Here is a 20,890-nt window from a genome sequence, read left to right on the forward strand (position 1 = left end):
CTGTGAGGGTGCGGCTGGCTTTGACAGCAAGCGCAGAGGGTGAAGGCGCCGCGGTGTCTGTGCAGCGTTGAAGACCGCAGGCCGAAGGCAGCATTGACTCGTCAAAGCGGTTTCTCTTTAAACTATTGCACCAAGCGATCAGCCTTTCCGGTGCCTGCCAGGTGACATCATCTGGCTTGGGGGAAGCACGATACGCCATGACCTTTGTTCCAAAAATGACGGCAGAGACGCGTGCCATAGAGGTGCTTCGCCCTTTAAAATGGCGGTCATGGTCCGGGGTTGTGGCCGACGTTTGGCATGCGCGCGGGCAATTGGATGGCGGCGGGCATTATGTGTCGCCGGATCCCCGGTTGGTTGTGTTTTTGGATCAGCCGAAGGATTTGATCCTCCTTCGCACTCCGGCTCAGACGGCTTGGATGAATGATATTCAGGCGTTCTACGTTCCCGGTGGTGAGCCGCTGTGGGGCCGAATTGTGCGAGAGTGTGACTACACCCACCTCGATATCCATCTGGAGGCGCGGGGGCTGGAGCAGCGGCTTGATCGCTTTGGTGCAAGATCGGCAGCATCAGCCGCGCAGTTCTTGCGAGGCAGCCCCGCGATTGATGCGCTCGCCCGCTTGATCGTGGGCGAAGTCCAGATACCAGCCCGTCCGGACTGTATCCTTGATGGTCTACTCTCTGCCTTGCTGGCCGAGGTGTTTGATCTGCGCTCCAACGCGCGGGTGGATCGACCGCAAACCGGTGGGCTGCCCCCTCATCAGGTTGCGCGCCTGATGAAGTACGTCAACATGCGGTTGCATCGACGCATCAATGTGTCGGAGCTGGCAGAGGTCGCAGGGCTGTCGGACAGCTGGTTTACCCGGGCCTGCAAGCAGACCCTTGGCACAACCCCGCAACGTTGGGTGCAACGACAGCGACTGATGGCGGCCCAGGAGTTGATGCAGCAGAGCGGTTTTGATCTGGCGGAGATCGCCGTCATCACCGGTTTTTCAGATCAGGCGCATCTGACCCGGGCCTTTCGCGGGTTCACCGGCCAGACGCCGGGATCCTGGCGACAGTCCAGAATGCGCGCGGATCGTTCAAAACACGACAGTCTGGTACAATCAGCCCCGCTGCTATCCCGCTAAGACAGATAAAAGGCGTCTTAACGGAAGGAGTCCCCATGCAGACGGCAACGCAGCTGGCACTTTATTCGGGCATAGGTGTCGCATGTCTCGCAACAGGGGGTCTGGCACAATCCACGGCGGATCTGTTTGATCTGGGTGAATTGGTCATTGAAGGAGCCGCAGATCCCACGGCGCCTGTGGCAGGCTATGTCGCGCCAACTGCGCAGACCGCGACAAAGTCGGGCCGACCGGTGCTGGAGACGGCGCAATCCATCTCGATCGTTACAGGTGAACAGATCGAGGATCAGGGGGCCACCACATTGGGCGATACGCTGAATTACAGCGCAGGTGTCCTTGGACAGCCATTCGGCACCGACCCCCGATTTGACAGCCCGACCATCCGCGGCTTTGACGCGGGCAATGCACAGTACCTCAACGGGCTGCGTATCCTGCGCGACTTCGGCGCGCCCTCGTTCGAGATCTATTCGCTGGAGCGGGTCGAGATCCTGAAAGGGCCGGCCTCGGTACTTTATGGCTCAGGCATTCCCGGGGGGGCTGATCAATCAGGTTCAGAAACGAGCGCAGCCGCTGAGTTTTGGCGAAGCCGGCATCGGCTTTGGCGACCCAAATGCCAGCGAAGCCTTCGTGGATTATAACCACGCGTTTTCCGATACGTTCGCCGCGCGGTTCACGTCGGTGGTGCGCGACAGCGAAGAGGACATTTCCGAACTCAGCAACACGCGCGGCTATCTTGGTTTTGCGACACTCTGGACACCGACGCGGGACACCCGGCTGCAGTTCCTGGGCTCCTACCAGCAGGACAATCCGATCACACCCCCCGGAGCCCCCTTTGGCCTGGTCGGGCTGGTCGACGCGGATGAGCTGCGTGAGTTCTACTTTGGCGATCCGACCGATGACCGCAGCGACCGAACGACGGTCAACCTTGGCTTTGAGTTGGAGCATAGGTTTGAAAGCGACTGGACGCTGAATGCAGGCTTTCGCTATCAGAACTTCGATTGGGACTACCGGGGTTTCTTTGTTCAGAACGCGGTGCCAAATCTGAACACGATCAATCGAGGCGCCATCGACCAGTTCGAGGAGAGCGAGACCTACAACCTCGATCTGCGCCTGGGCCGCCGCTTCCAGACTGGTGCAGTGGATCATGACCTGTTGGTGGGGCTCGACCTGCGCAAGTACGATGTCGAGGATATGACGGTATTTCGCTCAGCGGATTCCATCAGTTTCCTGAACCCTGTCTACAATGGCGCCAACGTCGGGGCTGCAACCTTTATCGGGTCCAACGATCTAAAACTGGAGCAGATCGGCCTTTATGCGCAGGATGAGATGAGTTTTGGCAACTGGCGCGCTTCGCTCGCTCTGCGGCGCGATTGGGCCAACGAAAAGGGTACAACATTTTCAAGCGTTGTGGGGACTCCACAGGATGTCGACCAGTCGGATGCAGCCACGACGGGGCGTGCCGGGCTGCTGTATCTCTTCGACAATGGCGTCGCGCCCTACATCAGCTATGCGACGTCATTCGATCCTCTCATCGGAACTGATGTAAGCGCGAACCGGCTCAAACCGACCAAAGGCAAGCAGTGGGAAGTCGGCGTAAAATATGAGCCGGCTGGGTTTGACGGGTTCTTCTCCGCGGCGATTTTCGACCTGACGCAAAGCAACCTGACCTCAGCGGTCACAGGTGGTGTTGAGCAGTTTGGTGAAGCCCGGTCCCGCGGATTGGAACTCGAAGCCTCCGCCAGCATCACCGAAAACTGGAACATCCGCGCGGCCTATACCTACAACGAGACGGAGCTGACCCAAGGAGATAATCTGGGCAACGAGTTTCCGAATGCACCAGAGCACTTCGCAGGTCTGTGGGCCAACTATACCTTTCCGAAAGGGACGGCTCTTGAGGATCTGACACTTGGCGGAGGCGCACGCTTCATCGGAAATCGGTTTGGTGATGCCGAAAATACGTTTGATTTGGAAAGCGTGAAGTTGATTGACTTGCAACTGGCCTACAAGCTCACCGATGATGCGCATCTGTCGCTGAATGTCACCAACGTCACGGACCGAACCTATCTGGCAAATTGCAGTGGCTTTGGCTGCCGGTTTGGTGACGGTCGGACAATTCAGGCGCGTTTGACCTACAAATGGTAAGGCAGTCCAAGTCTCAGGCCCTTTAGCCAACCAATCCAGAAATCTTGGAGGGCTTTGATTGCCGTCTGATCGTAAGTCATCAGCCTAGTCGCGTGCGACCACACGAGCCGCCGAATATTTGAACTCCGGGATTTTTCCGAAGGGATCAAGCTGCGGGTTGGTCAGAAAGTTCGCAGGCGCTTCGACGAAGCAAAATGGAATAAACAGCATCCCCTGTGTGACATCTCGATCCGCGCGCAAGGCGAGCTCAATCGCGCCTCGGCGGGTTTCCACGCTGACTTTCTGACCACGCTCAAACCCCATGCGCCCGATATCCTTGGGGTGCATTGAGACGACCGCTTCGCTTTCCTGCGCGTTGAGATGCGTTGCCCGGCGGGTCATCGCGCCGGTGTGCCAATGTTCCAGCATGCGGCCTGTTGTGAGGACCATGGGATAGTCTTCGTCTGGCAATTCATCGGGCGGCACCAGATCGGTTGGCACCAGCCTGGCGCGCCCATCCGCTGTCGGGAAGCCGTCATAGAAGATGATCTCCTCGCCCGGCCCGTCCTCGGATTTGGCCGGGTAACAGACAACGCCTTCGCGCATCAGTCGCGCCCAGCTGATGTTGTCGAGCGAGGGCATCATGCTCGCCATCTCGGCATAGACTTCGCCAACATCCTCATAGGTCCAGTCGAGGCCTGACCGCCGCGCCATCTCTTGCAGCAGCTTCCAGTCCTGCTGCGCCTCTCCGGGCGGTTTGCGCACGGGCAGGCCAATCTGCACCTGGCCGTTGGAATTGGTGTAGGTGCCCGGTTTCTCCGGTTGCGCCGAGGCGGGCAGGATCACATCGGCGAACCACGCGGTTTCGGTCAAGAAGATGTCCTGCACCACCAGATGATCGAGCATCGACAGCGCCTTGCGTGCATGGTTCTGGTCGGGGTCCGACATCGCTGGGTTCTCACCCTGCACATACATGCCGTTGATCGTGCCGGCTTCGATCTCGCCCATGATCTCGACAACCGTAAGGCCCTTGGCCGGGTCCAGTTTTCGGCCCCAGGCATCTTCATACTTCGCACGGACATCCGGGTCTTCCACCGATTTGTAATCGGGATAGACCATCGGGATCAGCCCAGCATCGGAAGCGCCCTGCACGTTGTTCTGTCCGCGCAGCGGGTGGATGCCCGTCCCGGGGCGGCCGATCTGCCCGGTAATCAGGCTGAGCGCGATCAGGCAACGCACATTGTCGGTGCCATGCACGTGCTGGCTGACGCCCATCCCCCAAAAGATGATGGCCCGCTCCGCAGTGGCAAAAGTACGCGCGAGATCCTTGAGATATTCTGCCTCCACACCGCAGATGTCGGCCATGGCCTCGGGCGAGAAGTCCTTTGTCTTTTCCGCCAGCGCATCGAACCCGTCTACATTGGCCTGCACATATTGTTCATCATAGAGCTTTTCCTGAATGATCGTATGGATCATCGCGTTCAACATGGGCACATCGCGGCCCGGTTCAAAAAGCACCGGATGGGTGGCATGGCGCATCAATTCCTGTTTGCGCGGATCAAACACCATCATCTTGGCACCGCGCTTGGCTGCCTGTTTGAAGTAGGTCGCCGCGACGGGGTGGTTTTGCTCAGGCCGACAGCCGATGGTCATGATGCAGTCACTGTCATCGGCAGCCGTGAAGGGTGCCGAGACAGCGCCCGACCCGACCCCCTCCATCAATGCCGCCACCGATGAGGCATGACAAAGCCGCGTGCAGTGATCGACGTTGTTGGTGCCAAACCCCTGCCGGATGTATTTCTGAAAGAGATAGGCTTCTTCGTTCGTGCCCTTGGCCGATCCAAAGCCCGCAATCGCCTGCCCGCCTTTGGTATCGCGGATCTTGGTCAGACCACCTGCGGCCAAATCCAGCGCTTCCTCCCACGTCGCTTCGCGGAAAACATCGTCGATGTCGGAAAATGTCATCGCCGCCTTGGGGTCCTTGGGCACGCCGTCGCGCCGAATGAGCGGCCGGGTCAGACGTTCCGGAGACATGACATAGTCCAGCCCGAAGCGCCCCTTGATGCAAAGCTTGCCCCGATTGCCGGGCCCGTCGCGCCCATCGACCTTGACGATGTCATTGCCCACAAGGCTCACGTCCGTCTGAGAGCCAACACCACAGAACGGACAGACCGAGGGTTTTATCTCCTCCGCAACCACCGCACGCTGAGTGGCACTGTCATCCAGCAGGGTCTTCTCCATCAAGGCGGCGGTCGGGCAGGCCTGCACACATTCGCCGCAACCCACGCAGCTGGACAGACCCATCGGGTCGTTCACGTCAAACACGGGGCCCGCCGCCATGCCGCGATCCGCCATGCCGATCACGTCATTCACCTGCACGTCGCGGCAGGCGCGTTCACATAGACGGCAGGCAATGCACGCATCAAGGTTGACCGCGATGGACGGGTGCGAGGCATCATGAAAAACGCTGTCGACGGGGATCTCTTGTTTCGCGCCGGGTCGACCCGACGGATAGCGCGGGCCATCACATAGACCGACAAGATCGAACTGCTGCCAGAAATGGCTGTCCGGATCGGGGCTGTCATCGCGCGCGGGCATGTCGGAGGCAAGGAGTTCAAACACCATCTCGCGGTTCTTTTGCACGCGGGGATTGCCGGTGTTGACGACTATGCCGTCGCTCGGCTTGCGCATGCAGGAGGCCGCCAACGTCCGCTCCCCTTCGATCTCAACCACACAGGCGCGGCAATTTCCGTCCGCCTTGAAATCAGGGATATCGCTGTAACAGAGGTGCGGAATGTGCTGGCCAAGCCGTTTCGCCACTTGCCAGATTGTTTCTTCGCCGTAGGCGGTCACCTCTTCGCCGTCGAGCGTGAAGGTAACAGTGTCGATGTTGGTGAGATCAAGGCTCATGAGTTTGTCTCCTGACAGGCGAATTCATCCGGGAAATGCTGCATCAGGTGCTTTACGCAGTTTCCTGCCGCCTGACCGAGCCCGCAGATGGAGCTGTCGCGCATTACCTCAAGCAGGTCATCGAAAAGCTCGCGGTTCTGTTCGCGCGCTTCCATCATGCGGACAAATTTGTCGGTGCCGGAGCGGCAGGGTGTGCATTGCCCACAGCTTTCGTGCTTGAAAAACCGCATGGTGTTGAGCGCTGCCGCGCGCACGCTGTCTTGATCGGATAGGATCACCACCGCATGTGAGCCGATGAACCCGCCTTCCTTTTCCCAGGTGCCAAAATCCATGGTCCGATCCGCCATATGCGCCGGGAAAATCCCGCCCGACGCACCGCCCGGAAGAAGGGCCTTCAGTTCATGCCCGTCGGCCATGCCGCCGCAATAGTCTTCGATCAGGCGAATAAGCGGAATGCCCGCAGGCGCGATCTTCACACCCGGCTCTTTCACGCGGCCCGAGACGGAGAAGGAGCGCACGCCCTTGTTCTCCTCGGTCCAGCCTTGCGCTGCAAACCACTGCGGCCCGTGCTCGACGATCTGCGGCACCCACAGCAGGGTTTCGACGTTGTGGTTGAGCGTCGGACGTCCGAAAAGCCCAACTTCCGCGATGTAGGGCGGGCGTTGGCGCGGAATACCACGCTTGCCCTCGATGCTCTCGATCATCGCGCTTTCCTCGCCGCAGATGTAGGCCCCTGCCCCGCGGCGGATCTCCATCGGTGTGACCATCAGACCTGCGCGGGCCAGCGCGTCGATCTCGCGGCGCAGGACTTCCAGAACGTTCGGGTATTCATCGCGGACGTAGATGTAGATGCGATCGCAGCCTACCACATGGGCCGCGATCTGCGCGCCTTCCAGCATGCGGTGCGGGTGCCGTTCCAGCCACCAACGGTCCTTGAACGTGCCGGGCTCGCCCTCATCGCAATTCACGGTCATCAGCCGGGGACCCGCGTAAGACCTGACAAAGCCCCATTTCTTGCCCGCAGGAAACCCCGCGCCGCCGAGGCCACGCAGCCCGGCATCCGACATCTGCGCTGTCGCCTGATCGGCGCTGATCTGGCCTGACATGATCTTGTCGAGCACGTGATAACCGCCTTCCGCACGATAGAGGGCCAGCCCCTCATAGTCGGGCAACTGCGGGGTGCTGTTGTCCTCAACCGTCGCGCGTAGCAGGCGCTGGACGGTTGCATGGCGGTAAATGCGCTTGCCGATCCAGGCGACAGGTGCACCATCGCACTGCCCCATGCAGGGCGAAGGCACGATGCGGACTTGCGCGGGATCGACCTCCTTTTCCAGCCCCTTGATCAACTCATATGCGCCAGCCAGCTCGCAGGAGACGCAGGTGCTGACACGAATTGTCACCGGTGGTGGCGGGGTCTCGCCTTCTTTGACCACGTCAAAATGGTGGTAGAAGCTCGCCACCTCATAGACCTCAACTTGTGCGAGGCGAAACACCTCGGCCATTGCCGCGATACGGGTGGCCGAGATATGGCCGAAACGGTCCTGAATGACATGCAGCCCTTCGATCACCATATCGCGGCGTCGCGGCATATCGCCCAGCAGTGCAGCCATTTCAGCCACATCCTCATCCGAAATCTGGCGGCCCTTGGGCAGCGACGGGTCGCGGCGCTTGAATTTGGCTGGGGCGATCTGGTCCATCGCACTGTCCCCTTCGCTTTCAAGTTTGGGAAAAAGGGCGGGTGCACGAGACACCCGCCAGGCCTGCGGCCTCATCAAAAGAGGCCACAGAACAGGGAGCGTTACTCCGCCGGAACGGCTTCCGGATGCGTGTTGTCCACATGATGGTGATCACGCACCGGGCGCACCATCAGGTTGGCAAAGAAGGCGATCACCAACAGCGCGGCCATGCAGTACATCGTGGTGTTGTAAAGCGTGGCCGTTGGGTCGACAGTCCCCGCAGGGGCCAGATCCATGAGCCCTGCAATGGTCACCGTATTTGCCGCGACAAGATCACCAAGCTGTGAGACAGGCGCCCCGAATTTCTCGACAAAGGCCGCCGGATCGACCGCTGATGCGAGATCTGCGATCGCGTTCTCTGTCGAGATATTGCGCAAGTAGGTAATCGCAAAGGGCCCAAGTACCCCAGCGGTGGACCAAGCTGTAAGCAGACGCCCGTGAATGCCGCCTACATGCATGGTGCCGAAGATGTCCGCGAGGTACGCCGGGATGGTCGCGAACCCGCCGCCATACATGGTGAAGATAATCATGGTGGCGATGTAGAAGCCAACCAGCGCCGTCAGGCCACCAGACGCGGCCCAGAAGGGGATGGTGCAATAGAGGATCGTGCCAATGATGAAGAAGCAATGGTACGTGTTCTTGCGGCCGATGAAGTCGGACGTGGAGGCCCAGAAGAACCGACCCACCATGTTGAAGACGGAGATCATCAGCACGTAGGTGCCTGCAAAGGCGGCTGTCACAAGCGCCAGATCGCCAAAGATCTCATTGATCATGGTCTTCGCCACGCCAATCACGCCGATCCCAGCCGTCACGTTGAAGCACAGCACCACCCAGAGCAGCCAGAACTGCGGGGTCTTGAGCGCCTGATCAATATGCACATTGTTGCGCGTGACCATGCCGGACGCCACCGGTTTCGGCTCCCAGCCTTCGGGTTTCCAACCGTCACGCGGCACCCGGTACTGGAAGGCCGCAAAGACCATGACGCAGAAGTAGACGACGCCGAGTGTGGCGAAGGTCGCGGCAGCACCCGTATTGCCGGTGCCCACCACATACACACCCGCCTCGCCACCAAACACCGCAGCTTGCTGCGCTGAGGCAACGACCACTTCGACCTTACCGGCTGCAGTTTCAGCGAAGCGGCGCCCGCCTTCGGTGACCAATGTGACCGCGCCCGCCGCGCCCAGGAAATCGGGGGCCGTTTGGTAGAGGTTCAATAACCACTGTTTCAACGGCGCTCCGATCATGGCGCCCCCACCAAAGCCCATGATGGCCATGCCGGTTGCCATGCCGCGCCGGTCCGGAAACCAGCGGATCAGTGTTGAGACAGGGGAGACATATCCAAGACCCAGACCTGCGCCGCCAAAGACGCCGTAGCCCAGATAAACCATCCACAACTGATGTGTTGCGATGCCCGCAGAGCCGATCAGGAACCCGCCACCCCAGAGACTCGCCGCGACGACGCCGACGTAACGTGGACCAACCTTTTCAAGCCATTTGCCACCGAAGGCAGCGGCGAGGCCAAGTACGACGATGGCCACTGAAAAAATCCAGACCACCGATGACAACGTCCAGTCACTGCCCGAGGAGGTGACAACACCCAGCTCGCGCGTCAGCGCAGGGTTGAAAACCGACCACGCATAAACCGAGCCGATGCACAGGTGAATCGTAATCGAAGCAGGGGGCACACGCCACCTGTTGTATCCTTCAGGTGCGACGATGTTTTCCTTTCGCAGAAACCCCAATGGGCCATGTGCTGCGTCCGACATGAGAAGACCTCCCGCTTCAAGTTAAGAGGGCCTCCTCGCCCTCAGATCCTCCGATACGATCTGCGGCTGTCTACAATCGCATGCATCGGATTAACTTTTTGTCTGACGCTTGAAACCTGTATCTGTCAACATATTTAATGTTTTAAAACAGTATGTTAGAATACTTATGCTGCAGTGCGGAAAGGTCAATATGTCCCTGACGCAAGCACGCGGCTCGAACAGCGACGGACAAAATGTCCACTTTTTCTCAAGGGGTGTCGGGCGTGTCGGACAGATTGTCCGCGGCAGGACACCAGATAAAAAATTCTGACCCTTTGCCCTCATCGCTGCGAACGGTGATAAATCCGCCTGCACGGGCAATCAGCGCCTGGCTGATCGACAGGCCCAACCCGCTGCCCTCGCCGGGCTTTGTGCTGAAGAACGGGTCAAAGATTTTTTCGATCTTGTCTTTCGCAATACCCTTGCCCGTGTCACGCACCTTTATGGCGGCGCCCGACTGACCATCATGGGTCCAGGCATGGGTCTGCAGGGACAAAACACCGCCAGACCCCATAGCCTGACTGGCGTTGATCATCAGATTGACCAGGACCTGCGTAAGTTCGGTCTCGACAATATCTATGGCAGGCGCAGGATCATGGGTGGTTTCGGTTGAGACGCTGTGTTGGCGCAGATCAGCGGCGACAAGAACAAGTGCATCCTCGACCACCTTGGCCACGTCCACGCGGCTGGCACTGTCAGAAATCTCGCTGGGCCGCGAGAACTTCAGCAGCTTGCCGACGATCACATTGATCCGGTGCGTCTGGGCGTCGATAAGCTCAATCTCTGTCTTGAGCTCTTCCGCCACCTCGGCAGGAAGGCCTGCCCGCAACACTTCCAGATTACCCTGAATGACCGCAACGGGGTTGTTGATCTCATACGCCACCCCGGCGGTCACCTCACCCAGTGAGGCGAGCTTTTCCGCCAGTACGAGTTGTGCGAAGGTCGCCTCCAGTTTCTTGTTCGCCTCGCTCAGCTCTTGCGTGCGTTTGTCGACCAGCTCATTGAGATTGGTGGCATATCCGCGCAGCGCTTCGTCGCGGTCTTGGACCTGATCCAGCAGCCGGTCGAGATGGCGAGCCACGGTCCCAATCTCATCGTTTGCGGACACCGGACCAATTCGGGCGTCAAGTGTACCTGCCTCGACCTGGGCCATCGTTTTGGTCATTTGCTCCAACGGGGCGAACACACCGCGCGCCAGACGCAAAAACAGGGGTACCGAAAGGCCTACCACAGCGACAAATGCGAGGATCAGAGAGAAAATGGTCGTGTTGCGCTGATTGATGAAGGGTGCCTCGAGATATCCGGTGTAGAGCATCCCGATGCGTGCGCCATCGGCATCCGTCAACGGCACATAGCCCGATATGTACCAGTCGTTTACGACAAAGGCGCGGTCGAACCACGGCTCGCCCACATCCATGACCTGATGCCAGACGGCTTCGGACACCCGGGTGCCAAGTGCCCGGGCCCCTTCGAACAGCCTGACGTTTGTGGAGATTCGAACGTCGTCGAGAAACAGGGTGGTCGTTCCACTCCGCACCTCACCACCCGCCGTCTCACGATAAATCAGGTCGTTCATCGTATCGATGACGTCCAGATTTCTGTTCAGCAGTCGCCCGCCAAGCAGGACAGCGCTGCCGTCTTCGGTTCGTGCCGCCGCGAGAATGACCATGCCACGGGTCTCCGCCTCACGCGAGATCGGGCGCGCGGCCTCGGTTGGGACAAGGGGCAAGGCCGCGCGGGCGGCAAGCTCAGGCGATATCGCGACCAGATCTGCCTCCGATAAAACTGAAAGGCCGGCTTGTGGCGCATCCGGGCGGGCGGCGGTCACAATCGTCTGCGCCGCCGCCGGCAAATCAGGCACGAGCCCGGTGTCATAGATAAAAAAATCCAAACCCAACCGGTCCCGTTCCGACAAAAGATGCCGATCAAGGGCTGCGCTACTCTCTGCAAGCGCCTGCTCAAAGGCAGCCGATCTGGCGAGTGCTACAAGATCCGCTGCCTGACCCGCTTCGATCTGTTCGAAGTATTGCTCGGCCACCCGCAAATCGCTGGCCACCTTCGACAGTAGGAGATCATCGAACTTGTTGATCCAGCGGATCATGGTGATACCGAGGAGCATCGGCAGAAGCACAACCAACGGCAGCAAGGCCAGCAACAGCAGCTTGAGCCGGATGCGGGTCATCACCGGCTAGAGGCCCCAGGCCTGACACTTGCGATCAATTGTCTTGCGCGCAACGCCTAGCCTGCGCGCAGCCTCCGCCCGGTTTCCTTCGCAGGCCTCAGGTACGTTCAGAATATGTCGCTGTTCCATGGAGGCCAAAGTTTCCGTCTCATGCGTATTGGCGGTGACCAACGCCTTTTCAAAACTACCCTGTATCAGCGCACGCTCCACCGTATTGCGCAACTCCATCACATTGCCTGGCCAGTCATGGGCCATCAATTTGCGCCGTTCAGGCTCGCTGATTTCGGGTGGCGCGATGCCCATCCGCAACGCCAGTGTGTCCCGAAAGAAAGCCACAAGTTCCAGAATATCTTCTGCGCGTTCCCGCAGGGGCGGCAATGTGATCTCATGAACGTTGAGAAGGTAGAACAGATCGGCGCGGAATTGTTTTGCCTGAACACTGTCATGTAGGGCGCGGGTGGTCGAGCAGGCCAGCCGGATGTTTAGCGGGAAACTGCGCTCCGCATCCACCGGCCGGTAGCGCCACGTCGACAAAAGCTCCATCAGCAGATTCTGACACCGCGCGTCCAGTTGATCAACATCCTCCAGAAACAACGTACCACCCGCCACATTGCGCAGCATGCCATCCTGTCTGGCCTCGCGACCATCCGGGCCAGCACCGATATGGCCAAACAGACGCGTGCGCAGTTCCGGTTCCGTCACGCCATAGCACTGCAGCCAGACAAAAGGCTGCGCGGCGCGAGACGAATAGGAATGCAGCATACGCGCTGCGATCTGTTTGCCAGATCCAACCTCGCCCCGGATCACCACATGGGCCTCGATGGCGGCGGCCATCTGGATCGATTGGCGTGCGGCCTCGATCGGCCCGGATGGCCCCAGAAGCGCATCGCGTTGACGCAAAAGGTCGTTGCCCACCTCCAGCTCGTGACGCAGGACCGAGTTCTGCCGCCGCAGTTTGATGCGCGACAGGCTTTGCGAAATGGCGTTCAGGATCTGATTGGAGCGGAAGGGTTTAAGCAAAAAGTCTGATGCCCCGGCACGAATTGCGGAAATCGCCGTATCAAGATCAGCATAGGCTGTCATCAGGATCACATCGGAATGCAGGCCGATGCGTTGTTGGGCCGCAAGCCAGTCCAGCCCACTTTGATTGGGCATGATGTTGTCGAGCACCACGACATCATAGTTGTTGCGATCAAGATAAGCCGAGGCTTCTTCGGTATCTCCTGTCACGTCGACGCGGGCACAGGACGGGGACAGTGTCTTGTCCAGAAAATTGCGCATGCCCGGTTCGTCATCCACGATCAGAACAGAGGCGTTCGCCAATTCTGCTCCGAAACCCGGCATCACGGATGTCACCCCTTGCACCGAGTTATTTGCCTCCGTCATACCAAGCTGCAGCCGGTTCTGGAGCAGCCATGCGGGCTGATTTGCCCTCTCTCTCGACGTTCCATGGCGCCCCCCAACTCCACAATGGGTCGACCGACAGTAATGTGGACCAAGCCAAAGGATCAAGCTGCAAGGATATCAGATACACGCGACGCGGTTCTCCGAAGGTTGAGTGATAGACCCGTCGTTCGGCCTGAGCAGGACCGCGTAGATCAAGAGTGCTCCAATCCCGATGACCACTTTCGAAAGCGCCGACAAGACGCGTCATGCATCCGGATTGTTGGCGCTAGAGAGAGCCGTTTTGCGGTAATCACTTCATTACTGACGCACACACTTGCTTTATCTTATTATTTTTGTCAAGTAATGGAGACCCAGCCCTCCCTACTCGGATTCGCCCGGTGATCATCCCGTGAGAATCCATGTGGGTTCTTCCATCACATTGCTGCCTTGTCGGCTTAGCCGCACGGCGTACGCACTGACACTTCAATTGCAGGAGGGCCCGCTTTTGAAATTGACCCGCAAACGCGATGGTTGCCATCGCAACGCAGCCAGAAAAGAAGACCTGGTCGAAAACGCCGGGCTTGATGCCCGCGAGATCGCCTGCCTCGGAATTCTGCGGCTTTTCATCAGCACGTTTGCGGAGCCGAAATCGCAAAACTGGATGCGTGCCTTAGGTCAGGCAGATGATGCTTTTGGTATCGTCGAAGGCCCGGTCATTGCGCGGAGGCTGATCTTGCTGCTGCAAGCGGTTCGGTGCAGCCGCCGGTCTGTTTTCATGTTCAGCAATCCCGACTGCGACGGATGTGCCCGCGTTCTGACCGAACATGAACGACGATTGATCAGTGCGATCCAGAGCTTCCGGTTGGGGCGGCCTGAACAGGCACAATTGCAATTGATGATGTTGTGCGAAGGTAACTCCACGCGGCTCGCCCTTGATCGGCTCGCTGATTTGATGAAGGTTCTGGATCCTCGCACCACCCCAAGAGCCTTCGAGATCCTTGATCGGGGTACCTTTTGAGATGAGCAAAACCCTGATTGATCTTTTGTCAGTAGACCAGCTGTCGCATCAGTACGGATGCGGGTTGAACCCGCTGCTCCGAAAAGCCATCGAGCAGGACTTGCGGTTCCCGGCTGTGGCCACCTCGCCTCGATCACAGTCTCTCGACCTGACCGAGCCAATGCCGCCGCGGGTCTTGCTGTTCAAGCGTGCCGCAGGAAAATACGACACTGAAAAGGCTGGGTGAGCACGCCTTTCAGTAACCGCAGAAGGATCACGGATGCCAGCAAAAGGATGGGTGATTTCGCCTCACAGCTTCTGCGCAAACGGATTTGGAAGCGCCTTACCAAACGGCGCGCGCCACCAGGACCACAAGGGATCCGCCAATCATCAGAAGGCGCAGTCAGGAGCACACCAAGCGAGATGACCGTGATCCGTAGTATGGGGTCGAGGATCAGCAAAGGGGTCTCAACGCATTTTGGTATGCTGGCCTCAGTTGACGCCGCATCCGGTATGATTTGCGCCGGACCGCTCAAAGCCATTGTAGCGAATAGGATCGTACCGGCACTGGCCAGAGGAAGGGGCTCGTTCATGGTCATGAACACAAGGGCTGGGTTGCGAAATCCATCCGGCAAAGTGGCAGCACGTGCGATCAGGCCAACAAGGATGAGATCGTGCCCAGACAATTCCCGGGGTTTTGGGTGTTTTTGACCAAGCCAGTACAAAGACAAGCGCACTTGTTGGCACAGGCAAAATGGCCGGGAATGCGACAGTCGTGGAAGTGGCACACACCAAGGCGGCCGTGAAAAGAGCCGCCGTCGCAAGCCGCAAACTGCCGTAAATACATATCGCTGGCTGCTGTAGCACCGACGAACGCCACTGCACTTTGCCCGAGACCATGATCAGAAAAATCCCACCGACCATCATCTGATTGAAGGTGAACAGCCAGGGATCCATTGCAAAGTTTACAGGGATGATCAGAAGGACAGACCAGCCAATCAAAGCCAAAAGAGCACCCAAGAGCGACGTCATCTACCAAACCTTAGGTGACAGCGGCATACTCACTTAGTGAAGCACGCAGTGCAGAGCGGGCAATAGGCTGGCGATACCGCGATGGCCTTAAGTGTCTTCTGATACCATGGAGAAAGGCAAGCTTTGCTGACTGCTTCAGCTGTCCGGTGAGAGGATTGCCAGAGCCAGCTGGGCACGCTTGACATGAGCAATTATTCATATTAGCCGGATTGCAGATCAACGATACCTGCCAGGTCGGTCGAAGACTTCACCTCCCAGCTTTCATTGAAAACCCGCGATCTCACGTGAGGGCGCGGCCCCTTTCGTATGACTGCTGGAGACCACTTTGACCCGCGACACTGCCCGCTTGCACCATGCGCTTATGGTGACCCTTATCGCTTCCTACTCTTGGCCCGCGCTGGCGCAGGACCAAGATGACGAAGCTTTTCTTGGAACCATCGTGATACAAGCCATCAATGACGGCGGCGAGGGTGTCTCTGATGTCGAGGCTGCGAACTCCGCCGGCGCGCGCGTGCCGGTTGATCCAGGCGCCCTGCCGCGTTCCGTCACGATCCTGCCAAGGGAACTATTCGAAGCCCAGGGCGCGCGCACGATGGAGGAAGCCGTTGCCTATTCGCCGGGCATTGCCACGGAGACCTTCGGCCAGGACAACCGCTACGACGAATACATCTTGCGTGGATTTGAGGCTCAGATCGGCGGCACCTACCGCGATGGCATGCCGCTACGCACGTTCGATTGGGCTGCCTGGCGAACGGAGCCCTTCGGGTTGGAAAGCGTCAATATCCTGCGAGGCCCGACGTCCGACCTCTATGGCACAAACCAGCCGGGCGGCTTGATCAACGGTGTGACGAAACGCCCGCAATTCAGCTTTGGCGGCACTGTTCAAACCACTGTGACGAACGAGGGGGGGACCGAAATCGGTCTGGACGTCACCGGGCCGCTCTCAGACGCGGTGGCATACCGTTTCGTTGGTCTGCTGAACCGGTCCGGCACGGTCTATGACGAGGTCGACACGGGCCGCACTTATCTGGCCCCCTCTCTCACCTTCGCGCCGACGGATGCCACCACGCTCACCGTTTACGGACAGTATCAAAAGGATGACATCGGCGACACTTACGTACTTGTTCCGCAATATGGCTCGCTTCTGCCCAACCCGACGGGGCAGTTCGGGCCGGGAACCTACACAGGCAACCCTGATACCAATACCGTCGAAAGCACCCAGAATTATCTGGGCTATGAGCTGGATCACCGCCTGTCGTCGTCCTGGAGCCTGATGTCGCGGCTCCGCGTTTCCGAAAATGACTGGAACAATGAAACCGAATTTCCTGCGGCCTTCGTCAATCTGAACAGCGTTTTGGGTCTGCCCGGTGCCCAGCCCGAGGCCATCGACACGGCCATCATGACGAAATTCGACGTGGATCAGGATTTGCGGCAGCGCAGTGCAGACAACGCGCTGCGCTACCGCTTCGAAACCGGTCAGACGCGCGGGCAGATGGCCTTTGGTCTGGACTACTTCGACCTCGACAGCGACACCGCCTTTGGCTACGGCTACCGGGGAGAGCGCAACCTGTTGACGGGCGCCATCACGAATTTCCTGGCAGCCAGCGTTCCCGCAGAGCTACCCGCAGAACGACGCACCGAGTTGGATCAAGTGGGCCTCTACGCAACGGGACATATGGAAATTGACGACCGCTTCATCGTGTCCGGCGGTGTGCGCCATGATCGTGTCAGCTTCAAACAGCGGGGTTTTACCACCGGCCTATCGGGCGTGCTGAATTTCGACACGGCTGTCGAGCAAAGTGCCAACTCGGTGAATGTCGGGTTTGGCTATCGTGTCACCCCTGATCTGATGGCTTACGGATCCCTGGCGCGATCCTTCGATCTTCCGCCGGGCGGGACCACATCCTCCGGTGCTGCACTCGATCTGGAAAGCGCGAAATCGGCTGAGCTTGGGCTGAAGTTCACCGCTGCCGACGGCAATACAGGATTTAATGCCGCACTGTTCCAGATCACCAAGAACGATGTGGCCTTCGATGATCCCAGCACCACCGCCCCGTTGGTCTTTACGCAAGTTGGACAGGTCCGGACCCGTGGGGTCGAACTGGAGATGACCCATGACTTCCAGAATGGCTTCAGCCTCTTCGGCAGCATGACCTATGTGGATGGAGAAATCACGCGGGATGCCAGTTTTGCCGGGAACCGGCCTGCACGGGCGCCTGAGTTGTCGGCCGCCCTTTTCCTCCAGTATGAAGTACCGCAGGTTGATGGCCTCTCGTTTGGCGTTGGCGCGCGCTACACCGGCTCTCGCTTCTCTGACATCGGCAACGAGCTTGAGGTCGCGTCGGTCACGCTCTTCGATGCCTCCGTCAGCTACAAGGTCAATGACTGGCAGATCAGCCTTTCGGGGCGCAATCTGGCCAACCGCGAGTACATCGGATTTTGTGGTGATGCGTTCTTCAGCCTGCCCCCTGCTGGCAACCCGCTCAACCAATTCTCGGGATCTTGCGTCTATGGCGCCGGACGCGAGATTGCCTTGTCCGTGCAACGGACCTTTTGACCAATGTGGCGCACGCTCTTGCCTCTCATCGCGGTTGCGACATTGAACGCCGCATCGCCGGGACAGGCCGAGCCGCGTCAGATAGAACATCGCTACGGGATCACCGAAATCGACGGCACGCCGCAGCGGGTCGTCTCGCTGTCCTTCATCGGCCATGACTACCTGCTCGCCCTCGGTGTCAAACCGGTGGCTTTGCGATTTTGGTACGGCGATCATCCCTTTGGCGTTTGGCCCTGGGCGTCAGAGGCCTTGGGCGATGCCGAACCAACAGTGCTGTACGGCGACATTGATATCGAACAGATTGCCTTGCTCAAACCGGATCTGATCGTCGGCCAATGGTCTGGCATGACCGAGAGCCAGTATCATCTGCTGTCCCGGATTGCGCCGACACTGCCCCCCGAGCCGGGTGAAAGCGACTACAGCTCGTCCTGGCAGACGGTGACCGAAAGATTGGGTGTTGCCTTGAACAAACGCGACGAGGCCAAAACCGTGATCGATCGGCTGAACGCCCGGTTTGAGGATCTGCGGCAAGCCCACCCGGACTGGGCCGGGCAAACCGCCGTCGTGGCCTGGCCTCCTCAGATCGGCGTCTTTACCAGCCACGACTTGCGCAGCCGATTTCTGCACAATCTCGGGTTTGTCTCACCGCTAGCGGTCGATGCGATGTCCGGCGGGAACGCGTTCTTCGTCACTTTGCCGCAGGAGGATCTGTCCCCCCTCGATAGCGACCTGTTGCTCTGGGTGCATACGGGCAACCTGAAGGCAGCATTGGACGGGATTGTGCTACGTCGCACCATGCGCAGCTACCGGGAAGGGCGCGAGGTCTATATCGACTACAATCTGACCGCCGCGCTAGCGCACTCCAGCCCGCTGTCTCTGAATTATGCGCTGGATCGCCTCGTTCCGCTGATCGACGCGGCCATGGACGGTGACCCCAGCACTCCGGTATCCAGCATGGTGGCAGAAGGGGTCGCGCCATGAGATCGCACACACACCGGCGGTTGATCGCTCTTGCGGTCCTTGCTCTCGTGACGCTTGCGCTCATCCCCCTGTCTGTCGGTTTTGGCGTGCGCAATCTTGGCTGGACGAATGTGCTTTCGGCGCTTGGGCGTGATCAGCTCGGGACGACAGCCCATCTGGTGGTGTGGGAACTGCGGTTGCCTCGGACCCTCGCAGCCCTGATTTGCGGTGGTGCTCTGGGTCTGGCCGGAGCGTTGATGCAGGTGTTGACACGCAATCCGCTGGCTGACCCGGGCCTTCTGGGCGTCAATGGGGGCGCGGCCATGGGTGTGGTCTTGGGGATCTGGGGGCTTGGCATCTCTTCGCAGACCGGGTTGATCCTGCCCGCGCTCGGCGGTGCAGGCGTTGCGGCTGCCCTTGTGTTCCTGCTGGGCGGTACACCACGTGGTCAAGGGCCGGACCCGATGCGACTAATCCTCGCGGGGGCTGCTGTGAGCGCACTTTTTCTTGCCCTCACATGGGCCATCCTGATCCTCAGCCGCGAGAGCCTCGACGTCTATCGCTTCTGGGTGCTTGGCGCTTTCAGTGATATTCGCATGGCGGATCTTCTCAGCCTCTGGCCAGCTTTTGCGATTGCCCTGCCGTTGGCCGCTGCGGCCGCGCTGCTCCTTGATCCGCTGACTTTGGGCGATGATACAGCGCGAGCGCTTGGGGTTCGGGTTGGGTTGGCGCGCGTTATAACAATACTGGCGATTGTTGGGCTTTGCGGAACAACGGTCTCGCTGGCGGGCCCCATTGCCTTCATCGGCCTCGTTGTGCCGCATCTGATCCGTCCACTGTCAGGGGCCGATGTGCGTCTGCTGGCCTTGGGGTCGTTCCTCGCAGGCGCTCTTCTGGCGATCACAGCAGATACCCTTGGCCGCGTCCTGCTCCCGGGGCGGGAGATCGAAGCAGGCGCAATGATGGCGCTGATCGGTGGGCCGACACTTGTTCTTCTGGTGCGTCTCCGGCGAGGGGTGGCCCTATGACAGCCCTGACCCTGCGCGGCTTCGGCCTGTCCGCGCGTCTGCCCTGGCGGCTCATTGCAGTCAACGCGTTCCTGATGGTGTGTGTCCTGACCTTGGCGGGTCTCGGGCTATTCCGAGGCGCCTATCCCATCACATCACAGGACATTTGGACGACAATCACCGGTGACAGCGATCCGATCCTATCCATGATTGTGCTGGAGTATCGCCTGCCACGGCTCGCCACTGCCCTGGGCGTTGGCCTAGCTCTCGGTCTCGCGGGCGAGATGATCCAGACACTGCTCCGGAACCCGCTGGCCTCCCCCGATATCATCGGGTTCTCGGCCGGCGCGTCGGGTGGCGCGGTACTGTCCATTGTGCTCTTGGGCAGCACCGCAATGGTCGCTCCCGGTGCGCTTGTCGGCGGGCTTCTGGCCGCAAGCCTTGTGCTCGCGCTCAGCTGGCGCCGGGGTGTGTCGCCCGGCCAACTGATCCTGACCGGCATCGGCATCATCCTGACGCTTGGGGTCATGACCGACCTGATGATGACACGGCTCGACACGACCTCTGCTGCCGATGCGGTCAAGTGGCTGGTCGGCTCCTTGGCCGCGCCAACCTGGCAGGAGGCAGGCCTGCTCTGGGTCGGTTTGGCCCTGCTCGTGCCCCTTGCCCTGCTGCATCAGTTCACGCTGAGCCGCACCGCCCTTGAAGAAGACCTCGCCGTCAGCCTCGGGATGCGCGTGACCAGGTGGCGGGTCATGACGCTGCTTCTGGCCGTCTCGCTCGTGGCGCTTGCCGTGGCGACCACCGGCCCTCTGCCTTTTGTCGCCTTTGTCGCGGGCCCCATTGCTCATGGTCTGAACGGCGCGCCGCGTCCCAGCCTTGTCACTGCTGCTCTTGTCGGCGCATTCGTGGTGCTGTGCGCCGATGCCGCCAGCCAGTCTTTGCCTGCCGCTCTGGCCCTGCCCGCAGGGGTGTTCACAGCTCTCGTCGGTGCGCCCGTCCTGCTGACCGTCTTGTTGATGTCTGCCAAAAGAGATCGCTTGTGACCCCTCCCCTTTCCTGCGAAAATCTAT

15 protein-coding genes are annotated in these 20,890 nt (G+C 59.6%); 9 read left to right on the forward strand and 6 right to left on the reverse strand.

The window, feature by feature from the left end; all coding sequences use genetic code 11:
- The first annotated feature begins 416 nt into the window (after positions 1 to 416).
- Genes Q1A53_RS20630 through Q1A53_RS20640 form a run of 3 tightly spaced genes read left to right on the forward strand, consistent with a single transcriptional unit; the run spans position 417 to position 3,266 of the window.
- Complete coding sequence (locus Q1A53_RS20630) at positions 417 to 1,127, forward strand: AraC family transcriptional regulator (RefSeq protein WP_299970303.1); 711 nt, start codon at positions 417 to 419, stop codon at positions 1,125 to 1,127.
- 35 nt (positions 1,128 to 1,162) lie between these two features.
- Entirely contained in the window at positions 1,163 to 1,762 is a 600-nt protein-coding gene (locus tag Q1A53_RS20635; protein ID WP_299970305.1) for a TonB-dependent receptor plug domain-containing protein, read from the forward strand.
- Positions 1,695 to 3,266, forward strand: coding sequence for a TonB-dependent siderophore receptor (locus Q1A53_RS20640; RefSeq protein WP_299970395.1), 1,572 nt, complete (start codon positions 1,695 to 1,697; stop codon positions 3,264 to 3,266). Before Q1A53_RS20635 ends, Q1A53_RS20640 begins: the two co-directional genes overlap by 68 nt.
- Positions 3,267 to 3,350: 84 nt before the next feature.
- Here the strand turns inward: Q1A53_RS20640 and fdhF are convergent, their stop codons facing one another.
- From fdhF to Q1A53_RS20665, 5 genes are all read right to left on the reverse strand, one after another.
- Positions 3,351 to 6,155: a formate dehydrogenase subunit alpha gene (fdhF, locus tag Q1A53_RS20645; RefSeq protein ID WP_299970307.1), complete on the reverse strand. Its 2,805-nt coding sequence runs from the start codon at positions 6,153 to 6,155 to the stop codon at positions 3,351 to 3,353.
- Positions 6,152 to 7,852: an NADH-ubiquinone oxidoreductase-F iron-sulfur binding region domain-containing protein gene (locus Q1A53_RS20650; protein ID WP_299970312.1), complete on the reverse strand. Its 1,701-nt coding sequence runs from the start codon at positions 7,850 to 7,852 to the stop codon at positions 6,152 to 6,154. Before Q1A53_RS20650 ends, fdhF begins: the two co-directional genes overlap by 4 nt.
- Positions 7,853 to 7,953: 101 nt before the next feature.
- On the reverse strand, positions 7,954 to 9,657 hold the full coding sequence (locus tag Q1A53_RS20655) for an OFA family MFS transporter (protein WP_299970315.1): 1,704 nt from the start codon (positions 9,655 to 9,657) through the stop codon (positions 7,954 to 7,956).
- Between the two features lie 247 nt (positions 9,658 to 9,904).
- Positions 9,905 to 11,878 carry a cache domain-containing protein gene (locus Q1A53_RS20660; RefSeq protein ID WP_299970397.1) on the reverse strand — a complete coding sequence of 658 codons (1,974 nt, stop codon included), beginning with the start codon at positions 11,876 to 11,878 and terminating at the stop codon, positions 9,905 to 9,907.
- 6 nt (positions 11,879 to 11,884) lie between these two features.
- Complete coding sequence (locus tag Q1A53_RS20665) at positions 11,885 to 13,264, reverse strand: sigma-54 dependent transcriptional regulator (protein WP_299970318.1); 1,380 nt, start codon at positions 13,262 to 13,264, stop codon at positions 11,885 to 11,887.
- Positions 13,265 to 13,685: 421 nt separating this feature from the next.
- Between Q1A53_RS20665 and Q1A53_RS20670 the strand changes: the two genes are divergently transcribed.
- Positions 13,686 to 14,282, forward strand: coding sequence for a hypothetical protein (locus Q1A53_RS20670; RefSeq protein ID WP_299970321.1), 597 nt, complete (start codon positions 13,686 to 13,688; stop codon positions 14,280 to 14,282).
- 1 nt (position 14,283) lies between these two features.
- Positions 14,284 to 14,508: a hypothetical protein gene (locus Q1A53_RS20675; protein ID WP_299970323.1), complete on the forward strand. Its 225-nt coding sequence runs from the start codon at positions 14,284 to 14,286 to the stop codon at positions 14,506 to 14,508.
- Positions 14,509 to 14,753: 245 nt separating this feature from the next.
- Here Q1A53_RS20675 and Q1A53_RS20680 read toward each other — a convergent pair whose 3' ends face one another.
- The gene (locus tag Q1A53_RS20680) at positions 14,754 to 15,293 is read right to left on the reverse strand and encodes a hypothetical protein (protein ID WP_299970326.1); all 540 of its coding nucleotides are present in this window, start codon (positions 15,291 to 15,293) and stop codon (positions 14,754 to 14,756) included.
- Between the two features lie 364 nt (positions 15,294 to 15,657).
- Between Q1A53_RS20680 and Q1A53_RS20685 the strand changes: the two genes are divergently transcribed.
- From Q1A53_RS20685 to Q1A53_RS20700, 4 genes are read left to right on the forward strand one after another with little or no spacing between them, the layout of a single operon-like run.
- Complete coding sequence (locus Q1A53_RS20685; protein ID WP_299970329.1) at positions 15,658 to 17,850, forward strand: TonB-dependent siderophore receptor; 2,193 nt, start codon at positions 15,658 to 15,660, stop codon at positions 17,848 to 17,850.
- Positions 17,851 to 17,853: 3 nt separating this feature from the next.
- Complete coding sequence (locus Q1A53_RS20690) at positions 17,854 to 18,831, forward strand: ABC transporter substrate-binding protein (protein WP_299970332.1); 978 nt, start codon at positions 17,854 to 17,856, stop codon at positions 18,829 to 18,831.
- A complete protein-coding gene (locus Q1A53_RS20695; protein WP_299970336.1) occupies positions 18,828 to 19,838 on the forward strand; it encodes an iron ABC transporter permease in 1,011 nt (336 codons plus the stop codon). Before Q1A53_RS20690 ends, Q1A53_RS20695 begins: the two co-directional genes overlap by 4 nt.
- The gene (locus Q1A53_RS20700; RefSeq protein WP_299970339.1) at positions 19,835 to 20,863 is read left to right on the forward strand and encodes an iron chelate uptake ABC transporter family permease subunit; all 1,029 of its coding nucleotides are present in this window, start codon (positions 19,835 to 19,837) and stop codon (positions 20,861 to 20,863) included. The genes Q1A53_RS20695 and Q1A53_RS20700 overlap by 4 nt, the downstream gene beginning before the upstream one ends.
- Positions 20,864 to 20,890: the final 27 nt, after the last annotated feature.

Source organism: uncultured Roseobacter sp. (assembly GCF_947496515.1).
Lineage (GTDB): Bacteria > Pseudomonadota > Alphaproteobacteria > Rhodobacterales > Rhodobacteraceae > Roseobacter.